Annotated in this window: 20 protein-coding genes; 5 read left to right on the forward strand and 15 right to left on the reverse strand. The window is 70.2% G+C overall.

What is annotated here, in order from left to right:
• Positions 1–5 precede the first annotated feature (5 nt).
• Genes ACLQ2N_RS25275 through ACLQ2N_RS25295 form a run of 5 tightly spaced genes read left to right on the forward strand, consistent with a single transcriptional unit; the run spans position 6 to position 7,205 of the window.
• Positions 6–677 carry an HAD family hydrolase gene (locus ACLQ2N_RS25275; RefSeq protein ID WP_425816433.1) on the forward strand — a complete coding sequence of 224 codons (672 nt, stop codon included), beginning with the start codon at positions 6–8 and terminating at the stop codon, positions 675–677.
• On the forward strand, positions 670–2,502 hold the full coding sequence (locus ACLQ2N_RS25280) for an ABC transporter ATP-binding protein (protein WP_425816434.1): 1,833 nt from the start codon (positions 670–672) through the stop codon (positions 2,500–2,502). Before ACLQ2N_RS25275 ends, ACLQ2N_RS25280 begins: the two co-directional genes overlap by 8 nt.
• Positions 2,499–4,283: an ATP-binding cassette domain-containing protein gene (locus ACLQ2N_RS25285; RefSeq protein WP_425816435.1), complete on the forward strand. Its 1,785-nt coding sequence runs from the start codon at positions 2,499–2,501 to the stop codon at positions 4,281–4,283. Before ACLQ2N_RS25280 ends, ACLQ2N_RS25285 begins: the two co-directional genes overlap by 4 nt.
• Before the next feature lie 46 nt (positions 4,284–4,329).
• Positions 4,330–5,886, forward strand: a complete 1,557-nt coding sequence (locus ACLQ2N_RS25290; protein ID WP_425816436.1) for a hypothetical protein — start codon at positions 4,330–4,332, stop codon at positions 5,884–5,886.
• Between the two features lie 20 nt (positions 5,887–5,906).
• Positions 5,907–7,205, forward strand: coding sequence for a glycosyltransferase (locus tag ACLQ2N_RS25295; protein WP_425816437.1), 1,299 nt, complete (start codon positions 5,907–5,909; stop codon positions 7,203–7,205).
• 113 nt (positions 7,206–7,318) lie between these two features.
• On the opposite strand, the gene ACLQ2N_RS25300 is transcribed toward ACLQ2N_RS25295, so the two are convergent.
• The 15 genes from ACLQ2N_RS25300 to ACLQ2N_RS25370 all read right to left on the reverse strand — a co-directional run bounded on the left by ACLQ2N_RS25300 (position 7,319) and on the right by ACLQ2N_RS25370 (position 23,636).
• A complete protein-coding gene (locus ACLQ2N_RS25300; protein ID WP_425816579.1) occupies positions 7,319–8,653 on the reverse strand; it encodes a dihydroorotase in 1,335 nt (444 codons plus the stop codon).
• Positions 8,654–8,658: 5 nt separating this feature from the next.
• Positions 8,659–9,558 (reverse strand): dihydroorotate oxidase electron transfer subunit, encoded by a 900-nt coding sequence (locus tag ACLQ2N_RS25305; RefSeq protein WP_425816438.1) that lies wholly within the window; start codon positions 9,556–9,558, stop codon positions 8,659–8,661.
• On the reverse strand, positions 9,555–10,856 hold the full coding sequence (locus ACLQ2N_RS25310; RefSeq protein WP_425816439.1) for a Zn-dependent hydrolase: 1,302 nt from the start codon (positions 10,854–10,856) through the stop codon (positions 9,555–9,557). Before ACLQ2N_RS25310 ends, ACLQ2N_RS25305 begins: the two co-directional genes overlap by 4 nt.
• Positions 10,853–11,464, reverse strand: a complete 612-nt coding sequence (locus ACLQ2N_RS25315; protein ID WP_425816440.1) for a hypothetical protein — start codon at positions 11,462–11,464, stop codon at positions 10,853–10,855. Before ACLQ2N_RS25315 ends, ACLQ2N_RS25310 begins: the two co-directional genes overlap by 4 nt.
• Positions 11,461–12,336 (reverse strand): IclR family transcriptional regulator, encoded by an 876-nt coding sequence (locus tag ACLQ2N_RS25320; RefSeq protein WP_425816441.1) that lies wholly within the window; start codon positions 12,334–12,336, stop codon positions 11,461–11,463. The genes ACLQ2N_RS25315 and ACLQ2N_RS25320 overlap by 4 nt, the downstream gene beginning before the upstream one ends.
• Before the next feature lie 50 nt (positions 12,337–12,386).
• Positions 12,387–13,655: an MFS transporter gene (locus tag ACLQ2N_RS25325; protein ID WP_425816442.1), complete on the reverse strand. Its 1,269-nt coding sequence runs from the start codon at positions 13,653–13,655 to the stop codon at positions 12,387–12,389.
• Positions 13,656–13,673: 18 nt separating this feature from the next.
• A complete protein-coding gene (locus ACLQ2N_RS25330; protein WP_425816443.1) occupies positions 13,674–14,648 on the reverse strand; it encodes a dihydroorotate dehydrogenase in 975 nt (324 codons plus the stop codon).
• A 548-nt stretch (positions 14,649–15,196) separates the two neighbouring features.
• Positions 15,197–15,907, reverse strand: a complete 711-nt coding sequence (gene tmk / locus ACLQ2N_RS25335; protein ID WP_425816444.1) for a dTMP kinase — start codon at positions 15,905–15,907, stop codon at positions 15,197–15,199.
• 2 nt (positions 15,908–15,909) lie between these two features.
• Positions 15,910–16,704 carry a BtpA/SgcQ family protein gene (locus tag ACLQ2N_RS25340; RefSeq protein ID WP_425816445.1) on the reverse strand — a complete coding sequence of 265 codons (795 nt, stop codon included), beginning with the start codon at positions 16,702–16,704 and terminating at the stop codon, positions 15,910–15,912.
• Between the two features lie 2 nt (positions 16,705–16,706).
• Positions 16,707–17,453: an orotidine-5'-phosphate decarboxylase gene (gene pyrF, locus ACLQ2N_RS25345; RefSeq protein ID WP_425816446.1), complete on the reverse strand. Its 747-nt coding sequence runs from the start codon at positions 17,451–17,453 to the stop codon at positions 16,707–16,709.
• Positions 17,454–17,485: 32 nt separating this feature from the next.
• A complete protein-coding gene (locus tag ACLQ2N_RS25350; RefSeq protein ID WP_425816447.1) occupies positions 17,486–19,723 on the reverse strand; it encodes a M20 family metallopeptidase in 2,238 nt (745 codons plus the stop codon).
• A 666-nt stretch (positions 19,724–20,389) separates the two neighbouring features.
• On the reverse strand, positions 20,390–21,493 hold the full coding sequence (locus tag ACLQ2N_RS25355; protein WP_425816448.1) for a hypothetical protein: 1,104 nt from the start codon (positions 21,491–21,493) through the stop codon (positions 20,390–20,392).
• Between the two features lie 92 nt (positions 21,494–21,585).
• The gene (locus tag ACLQ2N_RS25360; protein ID WP_425816449.1) at positions 21,586–22,098 is read right to left on the reverse strand and encodes a hypothetical protein; all 513 of its coding nucleotides are present in this window, start codon (positions 22,096–22,098) and stop codon (positions 21,586–21,588) included.
• Positions 22,099–22,141: 43 nt separating this feature from the next.
• Positions 22,142–23,035, reverse strand: a complete 894-nt coding sequence (locus tag ACLQ2N_RS25365; RefSeq protein WP_425816450.1) for an IclR family transcriptional regulator — start codon at positions 23,033–23,035, stop codon at positions 22,142–22,144.
• A 280-nt stretch (positions 23,036–23,315) separates the two neighbouring features.
• Positions 23,316–23,636, reverse strand: coding sequence for a hypothetical protein (locus tag ACLQ2N_RS25370; RefSeq protein ID WP_425816580.1), 321 nt, complete (start codon positions 23,634–23,636; stop codon positions 23,316–23,318).
• Positions 23,637–23,872: the final 236 nt, after the last annotated feature.

Below are 23,872 nucleotides of genomic sequence, written 5' to 3' on the forward strand. Positions count from 1 at the left end.
GCCCGATGGAAGCCGTTCTTTTCGACTTGGACGGCGTATTGATCGACACCGACGCCGCCGTCGCGGCACTCTGGCAGAGGGCCGCCGAGTCGGTCGGGCGCGAGCTGACCCCTGAGGAAATGCGGACGAACGTCCTCGGCTGCTCGCCCGAGCGCACCATCGAACGCGTCTTCGGTGACTGCCCCGAGGTCGATCGTCTCCGCGTACTCGAAGAGGTCCGCGCCGGGGAGCCGGAGCTGGGTTACGAAGCACTGCCAGGGGGCCGGAACCTCGTCCGCGCCCTCGCCGCAGCGGGTATCCCGCTGGCGCTGGTCACCAGCGCGTCGGCTGCTCGCGCGACGGCGGTCACGAGAGGGCTGGGGCTCCCGGGCCACTTCACCGCGATGGTCACCTGGGAGGACGCGGCGCGCGGCAAGCCCGACCCCCAGCCGTACCTGATCGCGGCCGACCGCCTCGGGGTCCCGGCCGGCGGGTGCGTGGTGTTCGAGGACTCCGAAAGCGGCGTCCGGTCCGCTGTGGCCGCCGGGGCGACCTGCGTCGCGGTGAGCGGCCGCGGCCACGGGAGCGGGCTGCTGGCGCTCGGGGCGGCCCACGCCATCACCTCGCTGGACCGAGTCCGGCTGACATCGGCCGATCCCCACGCGGAGCTGTGTCTTCTTGCGGACCCCCATGGCTGAGCACATCCGTCCGGCGGAACGCATCCGCCGACGCAGGTCCGCGGCGGGGCAGCTCCTGACCCTCGCCAGGGCTGCCGGAACGCCCGTCGTCCTGGGGACCTGCGTGCTCCACCTGGTGGCCGGGGCACTGCCCATCGTGTTCGTGGTGTGCGTCGGTCTGGCCCTGCAGCGGCTCTCCGGCGGTGGCGGCGTCTCCACGCTGCTCGCCGTCGCGGTCGCCGCCTTCTTCGTACAGCAGATCCTGATCCCCGTTCAGGGAGTCGCCTCGCAGAGCATCGCCCGCCGGGTCGACGCGTACTGCACGGCGCGGCTCATGCGGTCAGCCGGCACCAAGGTCGGCCTGCGTTCCCTGGAACGGCCGGAAACGGCCGACGCGGCGCGGGACGCGGGCGAGGCGCTGAGCAGCCGGACCCTGACACCCGGTGCGGCTGTCGAGGGCGCGCTGGCGCTCATCGCGAGGTACACGCAACTGGCCGGCGCCGTGATCGTGGCGGCGATCGCGACGGGGCCGTCGGCCGCCGTCGCGGGGCTGGCGGTCGCGTTGATCTGCCGGTGGGGGCAGACGGCCGCGTTCGTGCGCTGGGGACAGCATGTCAGGAGCTTCTCTCGCGCCCGTCGCCGCCTCGCGTACCTGCGGGACCTTGCCGTCGGGACGCGGGCGGCCAAGGAGATCCGGCTGCTCGGCCTCGTCGACTGGATGGATCAGCGATACGCAGCCGAGAGCGCCGGCCTGCTCGGCCCGCTCTGGGCATGGCGGCGGCGGGTCTACGGGCGCCCGTTCGTCCTCTACACGCTCCTCGGCCTGGTCTGTGCCGTCGGTGGTCTGCTCGCGCTGGCCATGCAGCCGGGGCTGCAGGTCGGAGCCCTCTCCATGGGCCTGCAGGTCCTCGTGATGTGCGTACGGTTCGGCGTCATCTTCCCCGAATCCGACGTCAAGATGATCTACGGCCGTAGCGCCTGGGAGTCGCTTCTCACGTTCGAGCGGCTCGGTGCCGCCGCGGAGACCGCACTCCCGGCGGAGCCCCGCCGGACGGGCGCCACGTGCCCGGAAGGGGACATCGTCTTCCACGACGTGAGTTTCGGCTACGAGCGGGGACGGCCCGTCCTGAACGGGCTGGACCTGACCATCGCCGCAGGGGCGTCGACGGCGATCGTAGGCGTGAACGGTGCCGGAAAGAGCACGCTGGTCAAGCTGCTCACCGGCCTCTACGAGCCCGGCGGGGGAAGAATCACCTGCGGCGGCATCGACCTGGCCGAGATCGACCGGCGGCAGTGGCAGCGCTCGCTGTCCGTCATGTTCCAGGACTTCACCCGGTACGAGCTGTCCCTGCGGGACAACGTGGCGATGGGCGCGATCGGCCGGCGCGACGACGACGCCGGGATCGCCGCCGAACTGGACCGGGTCGGGCTCGGTGACCTCGCGCAGTCGCTGCCGGCCGGACTGGACACCCCGCTCGGCCAGTCCGTGACGGGAGGAGTGGACCTGTCCGGCGGCCAGTGGCAGCGCGTCGCCCTGGCCAGGTCCCTGTTCGCCGTTCGCCATGGCGCCCGCGTCCTGGTCCTCGACGAACCCACCGCCCAACTCGACGCGCGCGGGGAAGCGGACTTCTACGAGGCGTTTCTGGAACTCACCAAGGGGACGACCAGCATCGTGATCTCACATCGGTTCTCCACGGTGCGCCTGGCCGACCGGATCGTCACCATCGGTCATGGCAGGGTGCAGGAAGGCGGAACCCACGACGAGCTGGTCGCCGCGGGCAACGACTACGCCGCCATGTTCGAGGTGCAGGCACGCCGCTTCGCGCCCATGGGTGGGACGGAATGAGAGACTTCCTGTTCTGCTTCAGGTTTTTGCTCGGCTTGTCCTGGCGCTCCAGTCGGCGGCGTCTCGTCCTGGGCGGCCTGCTGCTCCTGCTGGGGTACCTGGCCTCACCTCTGGTCAGTGTGGAACTCCGGCTGATCATCGACGCCCTGGTGGCTGGCCGGCACCCTTCCGCCGTCGTGTGGTGCCTGGTCGGCGCGGCCACCCTCATGGCCGAGCTGATGCTCGGCCACTTCGCCCACCTGTTCTACTTCGAACTCGGTGAGCAGCATGAGGAGATGCTGGGGCGCCGGCTGCTGCGGACCATCAACGGGTCGCGGGGCCTGGAGCAGTGCGAGGATCCGGCCTTCGCGGACGATGTGGACCTGGCTCGGCAGGACCTCGTCAAGATGCGCAGTACGGTCGAGTCGGTGCTCCAGCTCGCGTGCCTCGGGATCCAGACGCTGGTGACGGCATGCCTCCTCGTAACCGTTGACCCGTGGCTCCTGCTGCTGCCCCCGGTAGCCCTTGTTCCCGTGTTCCTCGGCCACCGGGGAGATGCGGTCCTGGACCGCGCACGCGGCCAGGTGGCTGCTGCTCAGCGGTCGGTGCGCCACCTGCGTGACATCGCGTCGTCCCCCGACACGCAGAAGGAGATCCGGCTCGCCGGCAGCCACGCGTACCTGATCGAGCTCACCGGGGAACTCGAACGGGACATCGACCGCGTGCTGGGCGGCGCGGAACGCAAGCAGGCGCTCCTGCGCGCACTGGGCCTCGGCGTCTTCGCCGCCGCGTACGCCGCGTCGATCGTCTTCGCGTTCCACGAGGCCCACGGCGCGGCGTCCATCGGCGCCACGGTCATGGTCATCACCCTGGCCACCCAGGTCAGCAAGCAGATGGCGAGCGGTTTCGACCTCCTCGGCGCGGCCGGCGCCGCCGCTCTGTGGCTGCGAAGGCTCACCAGCCTGCGTGAGCGGGCCGGTCTGGCGGTCGACGCCGCACCGGGCCTGGAACCGTCCACGGCGCTCACGGCCGGCATCGCCCTCGACCAGGTCTCCTTCACGTACCCGGGGGCCACCGAGCCGGCGCTGCGGAAGGTGAGTCTCCACCTGCCCGCGGGGAAGTCGGTGGCGTTGGTCGGCGGCAACGGAGCCGGCAAGAGCACGCTGATCAAACTGCTGAACGGCCTCTACGAGCCGACGTCGGGCCGCGTCCTGATCGACGGCTCCGATCTTGCCGGTATCGGCGCCGGCAGCTGGCGGTCCCGCGTGGCGGCGCTCTTCCAGGACTTCGCCCGGCTCCACTTCACCCTGCAGGACAGCGTGGGGGTCGGGCAGGTATCCGACATCGGCTCGGCGGACGCCGTACGGCGGGCGATCACCCGGGCGCGGGCCGAGCCTCTCCTGGAGCGCCTCGGCGACGGGCTGAGCACCGTCCTCGGCAACGGCTACGACGACGGAGTCGACCTGTCGGGCGGTCAGTGGCAGAACGTCGGTCTGGCCCGCACGATGATGCGCGACCGCCCCCTGCTGCTGTGCCTGGACGAGCCCGGACACGCCCTCGACGCTCTCGCCGAGCAGTGGATGTGCGAGACGTACGAACGGACGGCCGGCGAGATAGCCGCGGCTGTGGGAGGGGTCACCCTCTTCGTCACCCACCGCCTGTCCACCGTCCAGCTCGCCGATCTGATCGTGGTCCTCGACGGCGGAGCCGTGGTCGAAATGGGCTCCCACCGCGCGCTCATGGAGCTCCGAGGCCAATACGCCGAGCTGTACGAACTGCAATCCCACGCCTACACCTCATAGCGCCCGGCCCCGCGCACAGGCACCCCTGATCATCCCGAGGAGACCCATGAAATCCGTTGACGCGCTTCGCCGCACCCTGATCTGGGCGGCAGGCGGCCCGGGGGCACCAGAGCTCTCCCGGCTCACCGAAGAAGACCTCCTGTTCGCGCTGAACAAGCACCGGCTGGAATCGCGGTTCCTGCACCAGGCGCGTGAGGACGGTGTGGCCCTGCCGGCCGGCCTGGCGGACCGGCTGGCCAAGAGGCAGAGCGAGTGCCTCGACCTGATCGAGAGGAAGGCGGAGCTGTACGCGCGGCTTCGCGACGCGATGCGGGAGATCGCCCCCGACGGCGGCGTAGCGCCCGTGAAGGGGTTCGGCCTCTACGCGCTCACCGGTGAGGAACGGCACATCCGGTTCAGCGTGGACCTCGACGTCCTGGGCAGCGACCCCGCCGAGGTCGCCCGGGCCGCGATGTCCGTCAACGATGTGGAATACCACCACCACGGTGAGGACCACCCTTACGTCTTCGCGCACATGCGGGAGATCGAGGTGCATACGCGCTACCTCGTCACCGGCTTCCGAAAGGGCGAGCAGGCCGCCACGTACGACGTCTCGGCCGGCGCGCCGGTCATGCAGATCGAGACGCCGTTCTCGGTGTCCGCCATCGACTACCCCGCCCTGGCCGCCAACCTCGTGGACAGCCCGCTGGGACCCGTGCCCAGGGCTGAGTTCGCGCTGCTCATCAGGTGTGCGCACATCTATGTCGGGTTCGCGATGGACCCCCACCCGCTCCCGGTTGCCACCGTACGGCTCGACGAGCTCGCCCAGGTGAGGGACCTGGTCGCGCTCGACGACTTCAGCGCGGCGGAGTTCCAGAAGCTGGCCGACGACTTCGACGCCGCCCTGGTGGTGTCGTTCGCCCGGACCCTCTGCCGCGAGTTGCTCGGAGCCGACCCGTTCGAGGCGGCCGGCAAGGACGCGGACGTCCGCGCGGTCGCCCATGACTGGTTCCCGCAGAACCTGTGGTGGGACGGGTCCGGGGCCGGCTTCCCGGTGCTGCTCAACTGGTCGCCCCTGGACCTGGTGGCACGGGACGAGGACCAGCCGGACTTCATCCACGCGCTCGGCCCGGCCCCGGTCGCCGCGGGATCGGACGGGACCGCGCGGGTGACGTTCCTCGCCTCAGCGCCGGACGAGTCGTCCCGGTACTTCTGGCACGAGTTCCATGGCGGCATCGGGCAGATCACAGCCGAGATCACGCTTTCCGAAACGGGAATCCGGACCGCGCTCACCCTGCCGGCCACGCCGGAGGACCAGATGTCGATGGTCGGCGTCGCCTCCAGGGACTCACGGGTCGAGCTGTTCTTCAAGCCACGGGAGAGCGCTTCGGAGTTCTCCGACTACTCCTTCACCAAGCTGCCCGCCGGTTCGGCCGGCGGCGAGGGCCGTGTCTCGGGCGAGACCCACGTACTGACCGTGGACCTGCCGTGGGCCGCGTTCGGTCTGGAACAGCGCCCCGCCCCCGGTACGAAGGTCCAGCTCCTGCTGCGCGCACGGCAGCAGCGCCGCCCCTGGAACGAGATCGCGGGCGGGATCGTCGCCCCGCTGCTGGTCTCCTGCTAGAGAGAGTGAGCACGCCGACCATGACCAGGACCCCATCGGACGCGCCGCTCCGGATCCTGCCGTCCCCCACCGACATCACCGCGATGGTGATCAGCAGCATCGCCCTCGTCCAGGACGAGTTCGCGCAGACCGCTGCCCTCGACTACTGGGACATGTCCGCCGCCGAGCACCATGAGGTGGTGGCCCGTCTGAAAGCCGCGGCACGGGCCGAGGGGGCCGGAGAGCTCCTCGGTGCCGTGGACGCCGCGCTCAACGGGCCACTTCAGCCGGGCCCGGCCCGGAGACTCGCTGAGCTGGCCGAGCCGGGAATCGCGCTCGGCTGCGACACGCGAAGCGCCGACGGCCCCCCGGAACGGCAGCAGGCCTGGCGCGCCCTCGCCCTGCAGGCGGTCCGTGCCGACGCCGCCAGCCGGCTCTCCATGCACCTCGGCGAAAGCCCGGCCCAGGTGGCACCGGTCGCGGCGGCCGACGTGCCCGCGCCGGGGCCCGTCGCGCCCGGAGCCGGTCGGCCGACCGTCACGGTCGTGATCCCGTTCCGTGACAGGTCGGCGGACCGGAGCCGCCTCCGGAACCTGCTGGCCTGCCTGTCCGCCCTCGGGGACCAGTCCCTGCCGCGGGAGGAGTACCGAATCGTCGCCGTGGAAGCCGACGTGGAACCACGGCACGCGGAGCTGATCCGGCAACGGGCCGACCACTACCTGCACCTACCGTGCGACGGCCACTTCAACAAGTCCTGGGCCGTGAACGCCGGGGTGGTCCAGGCCGGTGGCGACGCCGAGATCATCTGCGTCCACGATGCCGACATCCTGGTCGGCCACGACTTCCTGGAGCGGAACGTCACCAGGTTCCGCTCCCCCGGCCACCAGGCGCACTGGCCGTTCCGCGACCCGCTCTGCATGGACCCGGCATCCACGGACCTGGCGATCACCCGGCGCTGCGTCGAGGGAGCCCGGGACATCCCGCTGGGCCTCATCGGCGGAGTCCGTCTCAGGCAGCCTCCCGGGCACTGCATCTGGGTGCGGAGCGGCACGTTCCACCGTGTGGGCGGGCTGGACGAGCGGTTCGAGGGCTGGGGCGGGGAGGATCTGGACTTCGCGTTCCGCCTCAACGTCGTCGTGCCGGTCGACCGGTTCGACGACGTGCTTCTCCACATGTTCCACCCCCGCCCGCAGATCACTCAGAACGGTCAGCGGTTCTATGCCGGGCGCACCCTGCTGACCTGGAGCCCGTCCGGCCCGATCGGGCAGCTGAGCGGGCCTGCGGGGTCCGTCGACGACGACCTCGCCGGGATCATGCAACTGCCGGTGGGCGGTGCCTGAACGCGCTGGGCCGCCGTCCGCCGGGCCGGGAATGCCACAGGCGGCGACGGGGCGCCTCGGGAAGGCCGGGGACTGGGCGCGGCGGCCTCCGCTCCCGGTCCCCGGCTCCCTGCTCAGGCGCGTGTGCTGAGCAGGCGGCCCCGGTCCGCGGTCACGAGGCCGTGCACGGCCGTGGCGACCACGCGGTGCCGGAAGCGCAGGGCCTCGAACGGGGTGTTCCGGGAGAGGCTCTCGCCCTCGGAGGCGTCGACCTGCCAGCCGGCGTGCGGGTCGACCAGGGTGAAGGTGGCGGGTTCGCCCGCCCGCAGCGGGCGGCCCGCGGTGGCGTCGATGCCGCCGATGACGGCGGGCCGGTGCGCCATGAGGGCGGCGACCAGCGCCCAGTCGGGCTCGCCGCCGTCCCCCAGGACCTCGGCGACCACGGCGAGCGCGGTCTCCAGCCCGATCATGCCGAACGGGGCGTGGCACCAGTCGGCGGCCTTGCGACGGGCCGGGTGCGGGGCGTGGTCGGTCGCGATCGCGTCGATCGTTCCGTCGCGAAGGCCCTGGCGGAGGGCGGCGACGTCCCGCGCGGTGCGCAGTGGGGGGTTCACCTTGTAGACGGTGTCGCCGCCAGCGGCGCGGGTGTCGTCGAGCAGCAGATGATGGGGCGCGACCTCGGCGGTGACCGGCCAGCCGCGCTGCTTCGCCCACCGGACGATCTCGACCGTCCCGGCGGTCGAGACGTGGCAGACGTGCAGCCTGGCGCCGGTCTCACCGGCGAGGACCGCGTCGCGGGCCACGATGGCCTCCTCGGCCACGCCCGGCCAGGGCGGCAGACCGGTGCGCTCGGCGGCGGAGCCGGCGTTGATCTGTCCCTCGCGGGCGAGGCTGCCGCACTGTGCGTGCTGGGCGACGACCGTGCCGGCGCGGGCGCTCTCGACGAGGGCGGCGCGCAGCAGGGCGGCGTCGTCCACGCAGCGGCCGTCGTCGGAGAACATCCGGGCACCGGCGAGGGCCATGGCGGCGAGGGGCGCCGGCTCCCGGCCGGCCAGCTCCAGGGTGATGGCTCCTACCGGGTGGACCCGGCAGGAGCCGACGCGCTCCCCGGTGTCGGCGATGTGCGCGATGCGCTCGGCCGAATCGGTGACCGGTTGGCAGTTGGCCATCGCGAAGACGTCGGAGTAGCCCCCGGCCGCCGCGGCGCGGGTGCCCGAGGCGATGGTCTCGCTGTCCCCGCCGCCGGGTTCCCTCAGGTGGGTGTGCAGGTCGACGAAGGCGGGCAGCATCACCAGCCCGGTGGCGTCGATCCGACGGGCGCCGGCGCCGCTTCGTCCGGGAGCGCCGATGCCGGCGATCCGGCCCTCCCGTACGAGGACCTCGGTGGGCTCGCCGCCCAGGACGCGTACGCCGTGCAGGACCGCTGTACCGAGAGCGCCTCGGTGCCGGGCCACGGCGGGGACCTTCACGGTGGTCACCGGCGGGCCTCCGAGCGGTCGAGCCGGAAGACGGGGCCGTCCTTGCAGATCAGAGGGGACTCCTCCGGGCCACTGCGGGTGCCGGTCGCACAGCCGTGGCAGTAGCCGAGGCCGCAGGCCATGTGTGCTTCGAGCGACACCTGGACGTCGGCGTTCCACCTGGTGCCGAGGTCCCGGCACAAGTGGGCCAGGCGCTCGGATCCGCAGGTCATGATCTGCTGCGGCGGCTTCGCGTCCAGGTCGGTGGTCAGGCGCTCGCGCAGGGCTTCGACGGCGCTGGTGCCGGCGACATCGGTGACCTCGTAGAGCGCCGCGGCGCCGCATTCGCGGTACAGCTGCCCGCCGATCACCGTGTGCTCGTCCCGGCCGCTGGCGACCGCGACCACGTCGGTGCCGGTACCTGCCAGCTCCTGGGCAACGGTGGTCAGCGAGCAGGTGCCGATGCCGCGGCCGACCAGCAGCACCTTCCCCGCGTCCGGCGCGAGCTGGAAGCCCTGGCCCAGCGGGCCGACGACGAGCATGCGCTCGCCGGGCCGGAAGGCGCTCAGCGCGCGGGTGCCGGCGCCCACCACGCCGTAGATGATCTCGATGGTCCCGGCCTCGGTGTCCCGGCGGTAGACGGCCATCGGCCGCGGCAGCACCGGGCCGGGTTCGTCCTCGCGGACGGCCGTGAGCATGACGAACTGTCCGGCCCGGGTCAGCCGCGCGATGCTCGACGCCTCAAGGCGCAGATAGTGATAACGGTCCGAGAGCGAGCGGTGCTCCAGCACCTTCGCCCGGTGCCAGGTGGGCCTCGGCCGGGTACCGCGCTCCGGGCGGATCGGCGTGAGGACCTCACGGACCGTCCCGGTTCCGGCCGTCGTGGCCGCCTTGCGTACCGGCGCTGCGGTGCTCACGCCTGGCCCTCCTTGTCGTCGCGGCGGTCGAACTGCCGGTCGAGCCCGAGCAGGCTCGCGGCCAGTACCTCGGTTCCGACCGCCAGCTCGTCGGTACTGGTCCACTCCACGGGGCTGTGGCTGATGCCGTCCCGGCTCGGCACGAAGATCATGCCGGTGGGGACCACGTGGTTGACCATCTGTGAGTCGTGGCTGGCACCACTGGGCAGGACGCGGTAGTCGACGCCCAGTCGGGCGCAGGTAGCGGCGATCGTGTCGCGCAGCCAGCCGGGCAGGATGACGGGTGAGGCGTCGGCGAGGGTGCGCGCGGCGAACTTCACCCCGCGGTGCGTGCAAGCCGCCTGCGCCCGCTCGACGATCTCAGCGGCTGCGAAGCGCTGCCGGTCGCTGTCCACGTCGCGGACGTCGACGTACAACTGGACCCGGCCGGCGATGGTGGTGATCGACCCGGGCGACGCCTCCATGCGGCCGACGGTCGCCCGAGTGCCGCGGTGCCGGGCGTCGTTGGCGATCGACTCGATGAGCAGCACGATCTCCGCGGCGGCGGTCATCGCGTCGGCCCGCAGGTGCATCGGCGTGCCGCCGGTGTGCGAGGCGCGGCCGGTGATGTCCAGCAGCAGCCGGGTGCTGCCGGAGATCAGGTCGACCACCCCGACCGGGATGCCGGTCGATTCCAGGACGCCGCCCTGCTCGATGTGGAGTTCGAGGAAGGCCGCCCAGTCCTCGGACCTCCACCGCGCTTCGGCCACACGCTCGGGTGGGAAGCCGACCGACCGCATGGCCTCGGCCAGGGTGGTGCCGTGGGCGTCGCGCTTGATGTCCAGGTCCTCGGGCCCGGTGAGCCCGGCGATGATCCTGCTGCCGGTGCACGCCTGGCCGAAGCGTGCGCCCTCCTCGGCGGCGAAGGCCACGAACCGGACCGGGTGGGCGTGCCGGATGTCCCGCTCCGCGTACATGCGGGCGGTCTCCATCGCGGCGACCACGCCGGCGATGCCGTCGAATCCTCCCGCGTTCGGCACGCTGTCCAGGTGCGATCCGGTTCCCAGGGCGGGGAGTCCGGCCGTGTCGCCGGCCCGCTCGGCGATGGTGTTACCGGCAGCGTCGGTCCACACCGTCAGGCCGAGAGCGCGCATCTCGCGGCCGAACACCTCGTGGGCCCGCCGCTCCAGCGGGGTGTAGGCGAGCCGGGTGACACCCGGCCCCGCCCCCGGCTCGGACAGCTCGGCGAAGGCGTCGAGCAGGGTCTGCAGGCGCCGCGGGTCCGCGCTGAGCGGGGTGTCGATGGTGGGCGTACTCATGCCTGTCCCCCTGTGGCCACGGGGGAGGCGAGCACCGCGCCGTCATCCGCGGGGAACAGTGCGTGCAACTCGTGGCCCGTGCCGGCGAGTGCGGCGGCGCCCTGTCCCCCGTCGATCACGGTGAAGACCCCGGCGGTACGGGCGCCGCGGGCGTGCACCAGCCGCGCGATGCGCGAGGCCCGTGCGCCGGTCGTGGTCACGGGGTCGAGGACGGCCACCAGTTCGCCGCTGTGGATCTCCCCACGCAGCCTTGCCGGCCCGTCACCGGCCCCCGCCTCTCCCACGAGGGTGAAGGGCAGACCGGTATGGAGTGCGACGGCGGTGGTCAGCGCTGTGCCGACGGGGTCGGCGGTGACCAGGCGGTCGATGCGGACGGGCAGTTCCCCGGCCATCAGCGCGGCGACCCGGCGCAGGATCGTCGGCCGGATCTGGAACGCGAAGGGGTCGAGGGCGCCGCCCGCCGGGGTGGCCGCTCCCGAACCGGCCGTGCTCCCGCCCATGTGAGCGGCGGCAAGGATGTCGGCCCGGAGCTCGGCGCGGCGTCTGGCGGGGTCGAGGAAGACCGCCGGCACGTCGGTGGCTGCGGCGAGCTCTTGGTCAAGGGTCATCGGGGGCTCCTCGTGGCGGTACGCGTCGTCCTGGTCCCGGTGGTGGCCGGCTCCTCGGGCGGGCCGCCCCCGGCTCCGTCCGCCGGGGCGGGGTCCCGGTCGGCCGCCGCGTCCCGCCCATCGCTGGTGAAGCCCAGCCCGTCGGAGAGGGCGCGGGCGGCGGTGAGGACGGTCTGGACGGCGGTCGCGCGGACGAGCGGGTCGCGCATCCGGCCACCGGCGGCGGCGAGAGTCACGCTGGCGGCCGTCGTGCCGGTGGAGGTGAACACCGGGGCGGCCACCGCCCAGACGCCCCGGTCGAGTTCGTCGTCACAGACGTCGTATCCGCGGGCCCGCACCAGCGCCAGATGTTCGAGCACCGCCTCGACGGTGGTCGGGGTGTCCGCGGTGAACGCGGTCAGCGGACGCTTGCCGATCAGGTCCTGCACGGCGCGTTCGGGCAGGTGGGACAGGAGCGACCGGCCGGACGCCGCGGCGTGCAGGGGCATCTCCTGCCCGATGCGGACGAACAGCCGCAGCGGGTGGCGGCCTTCGGACAGAGCGACGCACACCGCGCGGTCGCCGATGAGTTCGGTGAGGAACACCGTCTCCCCGCTGGCCTCCGCCGCGGCGGAGATCGCCGGGTGCGGAGCGAACAGCAGGGCCGACCGGTCGGTGTTCTGATCGGCGAGCCGGCGGGCTTCCTGGCCGAGGAAGAAGCGCCGGTTGGCCGGTGAGCGGGTGACGAAGTCCTGCTCGGTCAGCGTGGCGAGCACCCGGTGCAGGCTGCCGACCGGGATGTCCAGCTCTTCATGCAGCTCCTGCAGCGTGGCGCCCCTGGTCTTGGGAGCGAGGGCACGCAACACATTCAGCGCGCGAATGACAACTTGCACGTTCTGTCTCCAGGGAGCGGTGGGGCGAGAGGATGTGGCCGCCGCCGGCCTCACGCGAGTTCCTGTGCACGCTGTTCGGGGATGAGGAACATGGCGGACATATCCAGGACGTAGATCACGGTCAGCAGCCCGATCGCCATGCTCATCCCAACATGGTCAGCGACCATCGCCACTGCGACGGGTGCCAGACCGCCCACAGCCCGCCCGATGTTGAACAGGACGTTCTGCGCGGTGGAGCGCACCGAGGTGGGGTACAGCTCGGCTATCAGCGCACCGTACCCACCGATCATGCCGTTGGCGAACGCGCCCATGACCGCGCCGCCGACAAGCAGCGCCCAGGGCGACACGAGCTGACTGTAGATCAGAACCGATGCCGCGGCGCCGAATTGGAAGGCCCAGAAGGACCTGCGGCGGCCGATCCGGTCAGCGAGCTGCCCGAAGACGAAGATGCCCACACCCATACCGATGACCGTGACCGCCGTCCAGGCGGACGACTTGGTGAGGCTGTAGTCGAACCGGTCGGCCAGGTACGTCGGCAGCCAGATCATGATGCCGTAGTAGCCGAAGTTCTGGACCGAGGTGAGGACCAGCACTCCGATGGTCGTGCGGGTGGTCCTGCCGTCGGCGACCAGCAGTCGCAGCGAGACCTTGGGCTTGTTCTGCCGGCTCGCCTTGTACGCGACGAACTTCTCCGGCTCGTGCAGGCGGGACCGGAAGACGATGGCGATCACCGCGGGCAGCGCACCGAGCAGGAACAGCCCGCGCCAGCCCCAGAGCCCCAGCACGGGCGCCGAGACCAGTGCGGCGACCAGGACCCCGGCCTGCCAGCCCAGGCCGACCCAGGCGGTGGCCCTGGCCCGCTTCCTGGCCGGCCATGCCTCGGCGGCCAACGTCATGCCGATCCCGAACTCGCCGCCGATACCGACTCCGGCGAGGAACCGGTAGACGGCGATCTCGGCGAAGCTGTGGGCCAGCGCGGTCAGGCCGGTGAACACCGCGAAGAAGACGACCGAGTAGGTCAGCATCTTCACACGGCCGATCCGGTCGGCCAGGATTCCGAAGACCACCCCGCCGAGCACCGCGCCGAACAGCGTGATCGTGGCCAGCGATCCGGCCTGGGTGTCGCCCAGGCTCAGGTCCGCGGATATCGCCGACAGCGAGAACCCGAGGATCAGCAGGTCGAAGCCGTCCATCGCATAGCCGAGCGAGGAGGCGACGACCGCCTTCTTGGCATACGGGCTGACCTTTTCCTCCTCTGCCGCGGTATCCGGCCGACCGGAATCAGGCACCTTCACTGTCGCGTCGCCAACGTCGAACATGAATTCTCCTGCTGGGAATTAAGAGTGGAGTCCGCCGATGAGTTCGTTCGGGCGGGCGGCGCCGAGATCGGCGCACAGGACGGGCAGATCGCGGACGATCTCGGCCATGACGTAGGGGTGCGTGAAGGTCGCCGTGCCGACCTGCACCGCCGTCGCCCCGGCGAACAGGAACTCCACGACGTCGCGGGCGGTGCCGATACCTCCGCATCCGACAACGGGGATGCCGACCGCGGAGGCCGCCTGCCACACCAGCCGCAACGCCAGCGGCTTGACCGCCGGGCCCGACAGCCCGCCGATGCCGTTGCCGAGCACCGGGCGGCGGGACCGGATGTCGATCGCCATGCCGGGGAAGGTGTTGCAGACGGTGACCGCGGTGGCGCCCGCGTACTCCGCGGCGCGCGCCACATCGCCGATGGAGGTCACGTTCGGGGTCAGCTTGACCAGCAGGGGAACGCTGGTCCGGGCCGCGATGCCCGCCACCACCCTCTCGACCGCCGCGGCGTCGGTACCGATCGCCAGGCCGCCGTGTTCGAGGTTGGGGCAGGAAACGTTGACCTCGTACGCGTCGGCATCGGCGTCGGCCAGCTCATCGACGACCCGCCAGTACTCGTCGACGGTCAGCCCGCCCACGCTCGCCACCACCGGCACACCGAAGGCCCGGTAGGCCGGCAGTACATCCCGCTTGAACCCGGCGGTGCCGGGACTCGGGATGCCCACGCTGTTCAGCATGCCGTGCGCGCTCTCGGTCAGCCGGTGGGCGGGGTTCCCCGAACGCCGGTCGGCGAACAGCGTCTTGGTCACCACGGCACCGAGGCTGCCGACCGGCATCAGGCCGCCCAGCTCGGGTCCGAAGCAGCCGGACGCCGGCATCACCGGGTTCGCCAGGGTGAGCCCGCCGATGTCGACCGTCAGGTCCATACCGGTGTCGGCGGTTGCGTCGAACAGACGGTCGCGATCGTCGAGGACCAGTGGGCCGTCACAATCATCCGTCATATGGAAAAAGCTCCTCCGTGTCGTGGATGAATTGAGGATGTGTTCGGCATCCGCCTCTGTCAAGAGATTCCGAGGAGATTGGTCTCCCGGGTTCCCAAAACACCGAAAGGGCAGCTCACATCGCTATGGCCAAACGATTCCACTTCACGGGGAGACTGGATGAGGAATCTCCGCCTCGCGGAAATAAAGACATCCTCAGGTGTCACGGGACGACAAAATGCGCCGCACCCGACGGGCCGATCATCGGGGCCGGGGCGCAGAAATAAATAACCGGCGCATGCCGCGTGGCATCGCCGGACAGGGCGGACAATTCATGACGTGATGCGCGGTGGACGTTTCGCCCGAGGGCGGCGGCGACGCGGCGCCGGGATCGGGGCGGAAGCGCCCCGATCCCGGTGAGAGCCATGCCGCCGGGCCACGTCGGGCATGCGCCTGCCGGTCTCCGGCGGGGCATGGGTACGCGCCCGCCTCAGCGGGGCACGGTGCGCTGCCGCTGTGCGAGGGCCGCTCCGCCGCACAGCGGCAGCGCACCGCCGCCCCCGGGCTGTTCAGCCGTTCCGCATGTGGCGGAGGATCGACTCCGTGACCTCCTCGCGGGTGGCGGTGCCATCGATGTGGACCAACTCGGCCCCGAGTTCTTCATAGGTGCGGGTGATGGACTCGATACGGTCGGCCGACCTCTCCTCGAATTGCAGCTTTCCGCCGTCACGTTCGTGCAGGCGGCGCAGCAACTGGTCGGTCGGAAGGCGGAGGTAGAACGCATGGTCGGGACGCGGGATCCCCTGATTGATCGTCGCCAGGAAGCGAAAATCGACGCCGCGGTGCACGAGCACGCCGAGAGTGGCGTAGATGTAGCGGTCGCAGAGCACCACGGCCCCGCGCTCCAACGCAGGATCGATCACCTCCATCACATGCCGGCGCCGGTCGGCGGCAGCCAGGAGGGCGAGGATGTACGCGGTCTCCACCGAGCCGCCCTGGTCGTGGAAGACCCGGACCTGTGGCAGCTCCCGGTACCAGTCCGTGGGCTGGCGGGTCTCCACCACTTCGCGGCCTGTGGCACGAATGGCCTCGGCGACCCGCTCGATCTGGGTGGTCTTGCCCGATCCATCGAATCCGACGATGGATACGAGCAGTCCGTTGTCGGTGCGCTCCGGCTTGAAGAGATCGGCCATGGCCGCGTCGTCGACCCTGCGCTCTGGCATGTTCCGTCCCTGTGCTTGTTCTGCTTGCTCTGCTTGTTGCGGGTTGCTTCGGGTCATGGTCACGGCTGTGCACTCTCGCGCAGCGTTCGCACCTCTGCCATGAAGGTGGCCACCCTGGATTCGTCCACCTGGTTTCCAGGTACTCCGTCCACCTTGAAGTAGCTGCCGACGATGAACCCGTCGGCGTGCGGGTACACGGCGGGAAGGTTCTGCGGGGTGGTGCCGGAGCCGACGTACAAGGGGCCCCTACTGGCCTTGCGCGCCGTCAACAGGTCCTCCGGGCTGGTCTCGAGACCCGTGAGCTCGCCGGAGACGACGATGCCGTCCGCTCGCGGCGAGAGGTCCCTGACCTCGGTGGCAAGGCTGGGGTAGGCCAACGGCTGGGAGTGCTTGACCCGGGCATCGGCGAGGATCGCGACATCGCTGCCCAGGGCCCGTCGCAGACGCAGGGTCTCGTGGCTGTTGCCCGTGACGACTCCCTGCTCGGACAGCACCGCCCCGACGTGCACGTTGACGCGGATGAACGCGGCGCCCGTCGCCGTGGCGATGGCCAGGGCCGCCGAAGCGTCGTTGCGCAGCACCGCGACGCCCGTGGGCACAGTGGACATCCTGACGACTTCACGTGTGACGCCGGCGATGGTGGCGACGGTCTCCGGCGGAACGGTCTGCGGGTAGAACGGGGCGTCCCTGAAGTTCTCGACGATCAGGGCGTCCACACCGTGTCTCAGGAAGACCGCGGCGTCGGCGAGTGCCGACTCGTAGATGTGCTCGACGCTGCCGCCGTACCCCGGGGCCCCCGGCGTCGGTGGAAGGTGCACGCAGGCGATGACGGCCTTCTCGGGCAGGTGAAGCATGCTCAGGCCGCTCCTTCGATCTCGCGCAGCACCTCGAGGGCGGCCCGCCGGCGGTCGCGTGCGTGATGGATACGGCGCCCCAGGACCAGCAGCGAAGAGCCGCCGGCCAGCGCTTCGGCATGGGTGCCGATCCGCTTGTGATCGTTGCCGCTCTCGCCCGGAGACCGGGTGCCCGGCGTCACGTAGAAGAAGTCCTCCGGCAGACCGTGCCTGACCGCCTCGATGTCGGAGGGCGCGCAGACGATGCCGTCGAGGCCCGCCTCGGCGGCCAGCAGGGCCCTGCGTCCGACCTCGTCCTCGACGGTGCCGGGCACGTTGAGGTCACCGTTGAGTGTCTGCTCGTCGACACTGGTGAGCAGGGTGACGCCCACCAGCTTCGGACGCTCGACCCCCAGCTCCGCCGCCGTCTTGTCCGCTGCGGTCACCGCCGCGCGCATCATCTCGATCCCGCCGCCCGTGTGCAGGGTGACGATGTGGGCGCCGAGGCTCGTCACGGCATGGCCGTAACCGGCGAGGGTGTTGGGGATGTCATGGAGTTTGAGGTCCATGAAGATCTTGACATCCCGCTCCAGGATCTCCCGGACGAGGTCGGGCCCGTGGAGTGTGAAGGCCGAGTTGAGCTTGAAGTACCCGATGACGTCCTTCAACTCGTCCACCAGGCGGATGATCTCGCCTCGGTCGGGGAGGTCGAGGGCCAGGCACAGTCGCTCGCGTGCGGTCTCGGACGTGCGATGGGGGGATGCTGTCACTTCATGTTCCCGTCTTGATGGGGGTGCCGCCGTCACGGCTGGACGCCGAGCAGGATGCTGCGGAAGATGTCGGTGGCCGCGGTGAGTTGTCCGAGTTCGACGCCCTCGGTCTCGGCGTGTGAGCAGCGCGCGTCGCCGGGGCCGAAGACCAGGCTCGCCCGGCAGAACTCCGCCAGTACGCCCGCCTCACTGCCGTAGGCGAATGCCTCCGGTTCGCAGGTTCCCACCACGTCTCTCACCACCGCGTAGAACTCGGCGACCAGCGGGTCCGCCGAGGAAGCCTCGTTGGGCGGTGAGACGAAGGCCAACGGCTGGAGGGCGAAATCCACGTGGGCCGGCAGTAGTTCGCGCAGCTCACTCTCCATGCTCGTGGCGAAGTCCTCGCCGGTGGTCCCCGGCAGGAAGCGGGCGTCGAAGGCGACGGTCACTTCTGCCGCGCTGAGATTCATGCCGCCGGAGCTGTCCAGCCGGGTGACCGTCACGGTGGGGGAACCCAGCGAGGAGTGACCGGGACGGGCGCCCAGCGCCGCATTCAGCCGGCCGACGGCGCCGACCAGTTCGGCCGCACAGGAGACGGCGGTGACGTCGGCGGGATAGGCCGCGTGGCAGGGGGGTCCGCTCACCAGGAACGTGCCGCGGACAATGCCCTTCTGCGCAGCGACGGGGGCCAGCAGGGTGGGCTCTCCGGTGATGCCCAGGGTGGGGCGCATACCGTGCTCGGCCAGAGCGCGAACGCCGCGCAGCAGGCACTCCTCGTCGACGGTGGCGGCCAGATACGCCTCACGCCTGTTCGGTTCGGCCGCGGCCTGGAGGAAGGCCGTCACCATGGCCGCGAGCGACCCCTTGGCATCCGCGCTGCCTCGTCCGTACAGCGTACGGCCGTCACCGACCGGTTCGTACGCCGCGCGCGGTCCGCCCGCGGGGTAGGTGTCCATGTGAGCGCTGAGCAGGACGACGTTGTCGTCGGCCTCTCCCGCGCGGGGCAGCCTGGCGATCACGTTGCACCGGCCGGCGGATATCTCCTGCGTGCGGACCTCGACCCCCGCCGTCCGTAGCCGTTCCGCCACGAAGGCGGCCATGTCCCGCTCGTCCGGGACGCCTTCGGAACCCGGCAGCAGCGGATTGACGCTCGGGATCGCGATCAGCTCACGCAGCAGTTCCTCGGCATCCGGGGGACCGCCGAACAGCACGGGGTGGCTGCGTACTGCCCGCTCATAGGTCTGCTGGAAGGCAGTGAAGACCTCGTTGCCGAGTTCGGTGAAGACCTTGTCCGCGTGCGGCTCGATCAGGCGCAGGTCGCGCTGGTGCCGGGCGGTCACGGAGCGCAGGTGCTCTTCGAAGGACGGGCGCTCATCGGCGAGGTCCGGACCGTCGTCCAGGGCACCGAGAACGATCTGGTACTCCATGTGCTCCGTGAACAGCCCGTGGAAGGCGTCGTACACATTCCGCGGGTCCTCCTGCCCGATGATCTCCGAGAGAGGAGATTCGGGGTCCACGCGGAAGAAGTCACCACGGTTGAGGGTCGCCTCGCTGAAGAGCACATGGCCCCCCTGGTGGACGAGTTCTTCGACGAAGTAGCCGGCGCCGGCTCCATCGGGCACGTTGAGAAAGATCATGCCGTGCATGCCGAGAGCGGCGAACGACTCCGCCGTCGGGTGCTGGAAGAGCAGGATCGCCCGTAGCGACTCGATGAGGGCCTGGTGGTACACAGGGCTCACGGCCGCGATCACTTCGAGTGCGCGCCCGATCTGCGGCAGGTACGTGCTGCCATCGCTGACGACGGTCAGTTTCTCGGGTTCGTCGATATACATGTCGAGGAACGTTCGCAGAATGGGGTCGAGCCGCTCGGCGAGCTCGATGCGGGTACCGGGAACGAAGCCCGCCGGCTCGATCGCGTACGTCTCGTCGCCGCCCTCCAGTTCGAGCGCACCGGTTTCGGGCATGCGGCGTACGGGCAGGGCGACGGAGCGGCGCTCGGTCGCACACTGCCCGAGGCCGGGGAGACAGATGACGCCTTCGTCGTCCGTGAGGACGGAGAATTCGGTCTCTTCGCCCGGTGTGGCGGCGAGGAGGAGCTGGTCGGCCGTCATGGAGGGAAATCCGCCGAGTACCAGTTGGCTGTAAAGCCTTGGTTCGTAGAAGGCGTTCAGCGGCGCCACAGGGATGACTTTACTGTGCGGCTCCTGCTGCGCCGCCAGTGTCCGCACGGTCTCGGCGAGTTCCTCGCGCGCAGCGCGTCGCCTGACACCGAGCAGTCCTTCAAAGTCCATGTGTCCAGGTGCCGTCATCGACGCCGCCCCCTCAGGTCTCGTTCTCGCGCAAAGTCGTGGCGGCTGCCGTGCCGCCGGCTATCGGCTCCCACAGCTCCCGCACGGCAGCCTGGGCGACTTCTTCATGAGCTGGCACATGCATGAAGGCTGCCCACCCAGAATTGCCCGATCCGCCGCGGAAACCTCACTCGTGAGGTGTTCGCATGCCATCTGAAGTCCTTACCTGAGCAACGGCCCTCGAAGCGGGCTCCTGGCATCCGGCATTCGCCCCCGCAGAAGCGTGCCGGACACGATGGGGATGGGCCACCCCCGAAGGCTGACACAAAGTCTCCAGGCACTTTTGTGCCACACGAGTTTGCGGCAAGAACATGCCAGGCTTTTTCGTGCCAGGCGAATTGAGTGACACTCGGCGATTCAGCGTGCGACGCTTCACCTCGACGGTTCCAGAATATCCAGTCGGTTCGGAACCGTGTTCTGACCGCGTATGCCACCAGGCATACCAATCGATTCGGAGACAACCATGAACGTGAACTCTGATGTCCTGCGCCAGCTGTCGACCGGTGCCGTGAAGCGCGGCTGCCAGAACTGCAAGTAAGGTAGTCGGACGGCGGCGGCTTCGCGCACAGCGCCGCCGCCGTCCTCTGCACGTGGCGACATGCGGCGGGGCTACAGCAGCCGGCGCTCAGCGACTCGCTGCCCCAGCTGGAATCTGCTTTGTGCGTTGAGACACTGCGAGAGCTTGGTCAGCATCCGGCGCTCGGTCCGCAGCGAGATGCCCATCCTTCTGGCCGCGGCTTCATCCGTCAGCCCCTGCCCGAGCAGGTGCAGTAGTTCGAGGTGCTGCGGGGAGAGTGCCTCGTCGCCGCGCGTTCCTGTACTGAGCGGAACAGCCGAGAACCAGACGGTCTCGAAGAACGAGACCAGGATGGCGACCATGGCGGGTTCCTCGATGACGAGTGCCTCCCGCGACGGGTCTTCGCTGTTCAGTTGGACCAAGGCCGTCCGGCGGTCCGCAATGCGCAGACAGACGGAGAGTTCCGGCACCGTCCGGTACTCCGCAGGGTGCCGCGCCGGCTCCGGCGACTGCCCCTCCGGCCCCCACCCTCGGCATACACGCTCGGGGCACACAGCCCGTACCTCGATCGGGCGGGAAAGCATCGTCTCCGTGAGCGGTTCGGACATCGGCCCGTCCCCCTCCCCCGGCGGCCCGTCCGGGGCAAGCACCATCAGTTCCCGTTCTGTGACCGACATCAGCTGCCGCGTGCGCATGCGCACGGTAGCGGCTCCATGGATGCGCTCGACGCCCATGCCCCGGGCGGCCGCGAACTGCAGCATGTAGTGGTCGACCATCGAGCCCAGTTGCGCACGGGTCTCCTCCAGCGCCAGCTGCTGTCGGGCGATGTCGCCCTGCTTTCTGGCCAGCAGAGCCTGGAAGCCGAGTTGCGGGCTCACCGGGTGTATATCACCCGCCCTCTCCCAGGAGTTGTGAATGAGCGCGAGATCGGAGAGTGTGCGCAGGGCTTGGCGGAACTCTCCCTGGCCGATCTGCAGGCTGGCCCGGAGATCCTCGACCCGCACTCCGGGGCGCCGCAGGATCGCTCGGTAGACGGTGTCCGTGGCGCCCTCGAGCTCCCAGAGCTGCGGCATCATCTCTTCGGCGGAATCCGGCGTAGCGACAGCGCGATGCATGATGCCTCTTTCAACGGAGAACGGATGACCGTGGTGTGGCGCCGCCTGGCGCAGGCGTCCGGCGCGGCCGGTGGTCACCATGCCTGACGCAGGAGTGGCGCCTGGACGATGCGCGTGATCATCGCCCAAGCGCGCTGGGAGCGCTCCCATCGCATGGGGTTCACCGAAGTAGGTCATGCCTCGGCTTCCGAGGTCCTTGCCGGCCCTTCGCCGTCCCGCCGGTCCGCGTCGAGCAGGCAGACCGCCGGCACCCCGCGGTCGCGCAGCGCCGGGCTCTCGAACACCGAGGCCACAGCGACGACTTCGGCCGAGTGCTTCCGGACGATCGCCGTAAGTGCCTTCAGGTACTTCTCGTTGGTCCACGCGGTTGCAAGCAGGACGACGCGCGCGCCGACGGCGATGTCGTCGGAAAGAGCGGCGATACCCGCGATCTCGTCCGCGCGGACGACTGAGGCGCCCAGCTCCCGGGCGACGACGTGACCGAGCACGCTGTCGTCACTGGAGTTCCAGAAGGCAAGTGTGGTGGGACAGTACGGACGCAGGGCCTCGCAGAGCGCTGTACCGACGAGCTCCACCGCGCTCAGGGAGACTGTCGTGTTCAGTGTCGGTCCGTAGGCGTCGGATGCCGTGCCCAGCTTCCGGACGGCCGCGGCGACGGTGGTGATCGAGCCGGATGCGTTACTCATGAGGAGTTCCTCTCTCCATTCGGTGCGGGGATTGAGCGAAGGCTCATCGGGACTCCTTCGCAGGGAGGTGGTGCGCAGTCATCGCCCCCGGCAGCGCCCAGGGATCCGCCCGAGGCGTGTCCGCGTCCTTCGACTCCTGCCGGAGCAGCGTCGACCGAGCCGGCACGCCCGCGGTGTCGGGCCTCTTCCCGCTGAAGCCGAGTTCGGCCGAGAGGTCGTGTGCGGCGGCCTGGATGGTCCGCAAAGCCTCGGCGCGGGCCCGCTCATCACGCATCCGGCCGCCCGCCGCCGTGAGTGTCACGCTCGCGGCAACCGAACCTGTGGAGGTGAAGATCGGCGATGAAACGGCCCACACGCACCGGTCGAGCTCGTCGTCGCACACGTCGTACCCACGCGTCCTCACCAACGCGAGGTGAGCGAGCACTTCTTCGACGGTCCGGGGCGTCTCCTCCGTGAACGCGATGAGATCGTGCTTGCCCAGCAGTCTGCGCACAACGGGGTCGGGGCAGTGGGCCAGGATCGACCGGCTGGACGCCGCAGCGTGCAGCGGCATCTCCTGACCGATGCGAACGAACAGGCGCAAGGGGTGGCGCCCTTCGGACAGGGCGACACAGACCGCCCTGTCCCCGATGAGTTCCGTGAGAAAGACGGTCTCACCACTCGCCTCCGCCGCTGCGACCACTGCGTGGTGCGGGGTGACCAGAAGCGCGGAACGGTGCTGGTTCCCCTCGGCGAGCTGGTGGGCGACGGGGCCGAGGAAGTATCGGCGGTTCATCGCGGAGCGGGTGACGAACGCCTCTGCCGCCAGCGTGGCGAGCAGCCGGTGCAGGCTGCCTGTCGGGATACCCAGTTCATTGTGCAGCTCCTGGAGCGTGGCGCCCTTGGGTTTGGCCGCCACGGCCCGCAGCACTTCTAGCGCTCGAACCACAACTTGCATGGAAGGTCTCCTTTGTGCAACTGCTATGGGGCTGGGCTGCGCGACGTGGCCGGTGGTGCGGCGGGCAGGTGGTGTCAGCCGCCCTCTGGCCAGGCCGATCGCCTGGCTGGTGGCAAGCGGATTCCCACACCGGCCGCGGAGAGTGCGAAGGCCGGCTTCAACAGGGGTGAGCCGCCCCATGCGTGCCGACAGGACGAGGCGGAGACCGCGTTCTCTCCGGACGGGCCGGCGGGCGCGGGACGCGGCGCACCCGCCACGGCCATCGCATCGGTCCCGTCGTTCACCGGGAAGGCATCGGCCCCTCGCATACGTTCTCCTGTGGCGGCGGAGGCGATGGATGCCGGCGACGTGGACGGCGCCGAGCCCGGCATGCCTCGTCGAGCGTGCGGACGGTTTCGACCATGGCTCGCCGACGGTCGATGGTCGCGGTGCCCACCTCTACGGCAGTCGCACCGGCAAGGAGGAATGCGACGGCGTCGGCGGCCGAGTTGATCCCTCCGCGGTCGACTACGGGATTCCGACGGCCGCGGCGGCCTGCCAGGCAGGCCGCCGGCTCGGTCGCGGGACCCGAGAGACCTCCGACACCCCTACCGACGCCCAGGACGGTGCACGTTCGCCGGGCCGCATGCTCTGGCCGAAATTCACCTCTGACCTCGGCGTCTCTCCGACCAGTCGGCCCCGGTCATCCCAGTCGATTGCCACGCCCACACCTCCACCACACGAAGACTCCGCCTCCGCCTCGCGGACAAAGTGACTATGCGTCGTCGCCGTCTGCACCGTCAAGGGGCGTCGCGTTGGCTCTTGTTGGATTCTCAGGCACGGACAAATAGCAGGTCA

Origin of the sequence: Streptomyces sp. DT224 (assembly GCF_049844595.1) — a bacterium.
In the GTDB taxonomy this organism is placed as follows: Bacteria; Actinomycetota; Actinomycetes; order Streptomycetales; family Streptomycetaceae; genus Streptomyces.

Coding starts and splice junctions, on each gene's coding strand:
- ACLQ2N_RS25275 (WP_425816433.1), top strand. CDS start 6: ATGGAAGCCGTTCTTTTCGACTTGGACGGCGTATTGATCGACACCGAC.
- ACLQ2N_RS25280 (WP_425816434.1), top strand. CDS start 670: ATGGCTGAGCACATCCGTCCGGCGGAACGCATCCGCCGACGCAGGTCC.
- ACLQ2N_RS25285 (WP_425816435.1), top strand. CDS start 2,499: ATGAGAGACTTCCTGTTCTGCTTCAGGTTTTTGCTCGGCTTGTCCTGG.
- ACLQ2N_RS25290 (WP_425816436.1), top strand. CDS start 4,330: ATGAAATCCGTTGACGCGCTTCGCCGCACCCTGATCTGGGCGGCAGGC.
- ACLQ2N_RS25295 (WP_425816437.1), top strand. CDS start 5,907: ATGACCAGGACCCCATCGGACGCGCCGCTCCGGATCCTGCCGTCCCCC.
- ACLQ2N_RS25310 (WP_425816439.1), bottom strand. CDS start 10,856: ATGAGTACGCCCACCATCGACACCCCGCTCAGCGCGGACCCGCGGCGC.
- ACLQ2N_RS25315 (WP_425816440.1), bottom strand. CDS start 11,464: ATGACCCTTGACCAAGAGCTCGCCGCAGCCACCGACGTGCCGGCGGTC.
- ACLQ2N_RS25325 (WP_425816442.1), bottom strand. CDS start 13,655: ATGTTCGACGTTGGCGACGCGACAGTGAAGGTGCCTGATTCCGGTCGG.
- ACLQ2N_RS25330 (WP_425816443.1), bottom strand. CDS start 14,648: ATGACGGATGATTGTGACGGCCCACTGGTCCTCGACGATCGCGACCGT.
- tmk (WP_425816444.1), bottom strand. CDS start 15,907: ATGACCCGAAGCAACCCGCAACAAGCAGAGCAAGCAGAACAAGCACAG.
- ACLQ2N_RS25340 (WP_425816445.1), bottom strand. CDS start 16,704: ATGCTTCACCTGCCCGAGAAGGCCGTCATCGCCTGCGTGCACCTTCCA.
- ACLQ2N_RS25350 (WP_425816447.1), bottom strand. CDS start 19,723: ATGGACTTTGAAGGACTGCTCGGTGTCAGGCGACGCGCTGCGCGCGAG.
- ACLQ2N_RS25355 (WP_425816448.1), bottom strand. CDS start 21,493: ATGGTGACCACCGGCCGCGCCGGACGCCTGCGCCAGGCGGCGCCACAC.
- ACLQ2N_RS25360 (WP_425816449.1), bottom strand. CDS start 22,098: ATGAGTAACGCATCCGGCTCGATCACCACCGTCGCCGCGGCCGTCCGG.
- ACLQ2N_RS25365 (WP_425816450.1), bottom strand. CDS start 23,035: ATGCAAGTTGTGGTTCGAGCGCTAGAAGTGCTGCGGGCCGTGGCGGCC.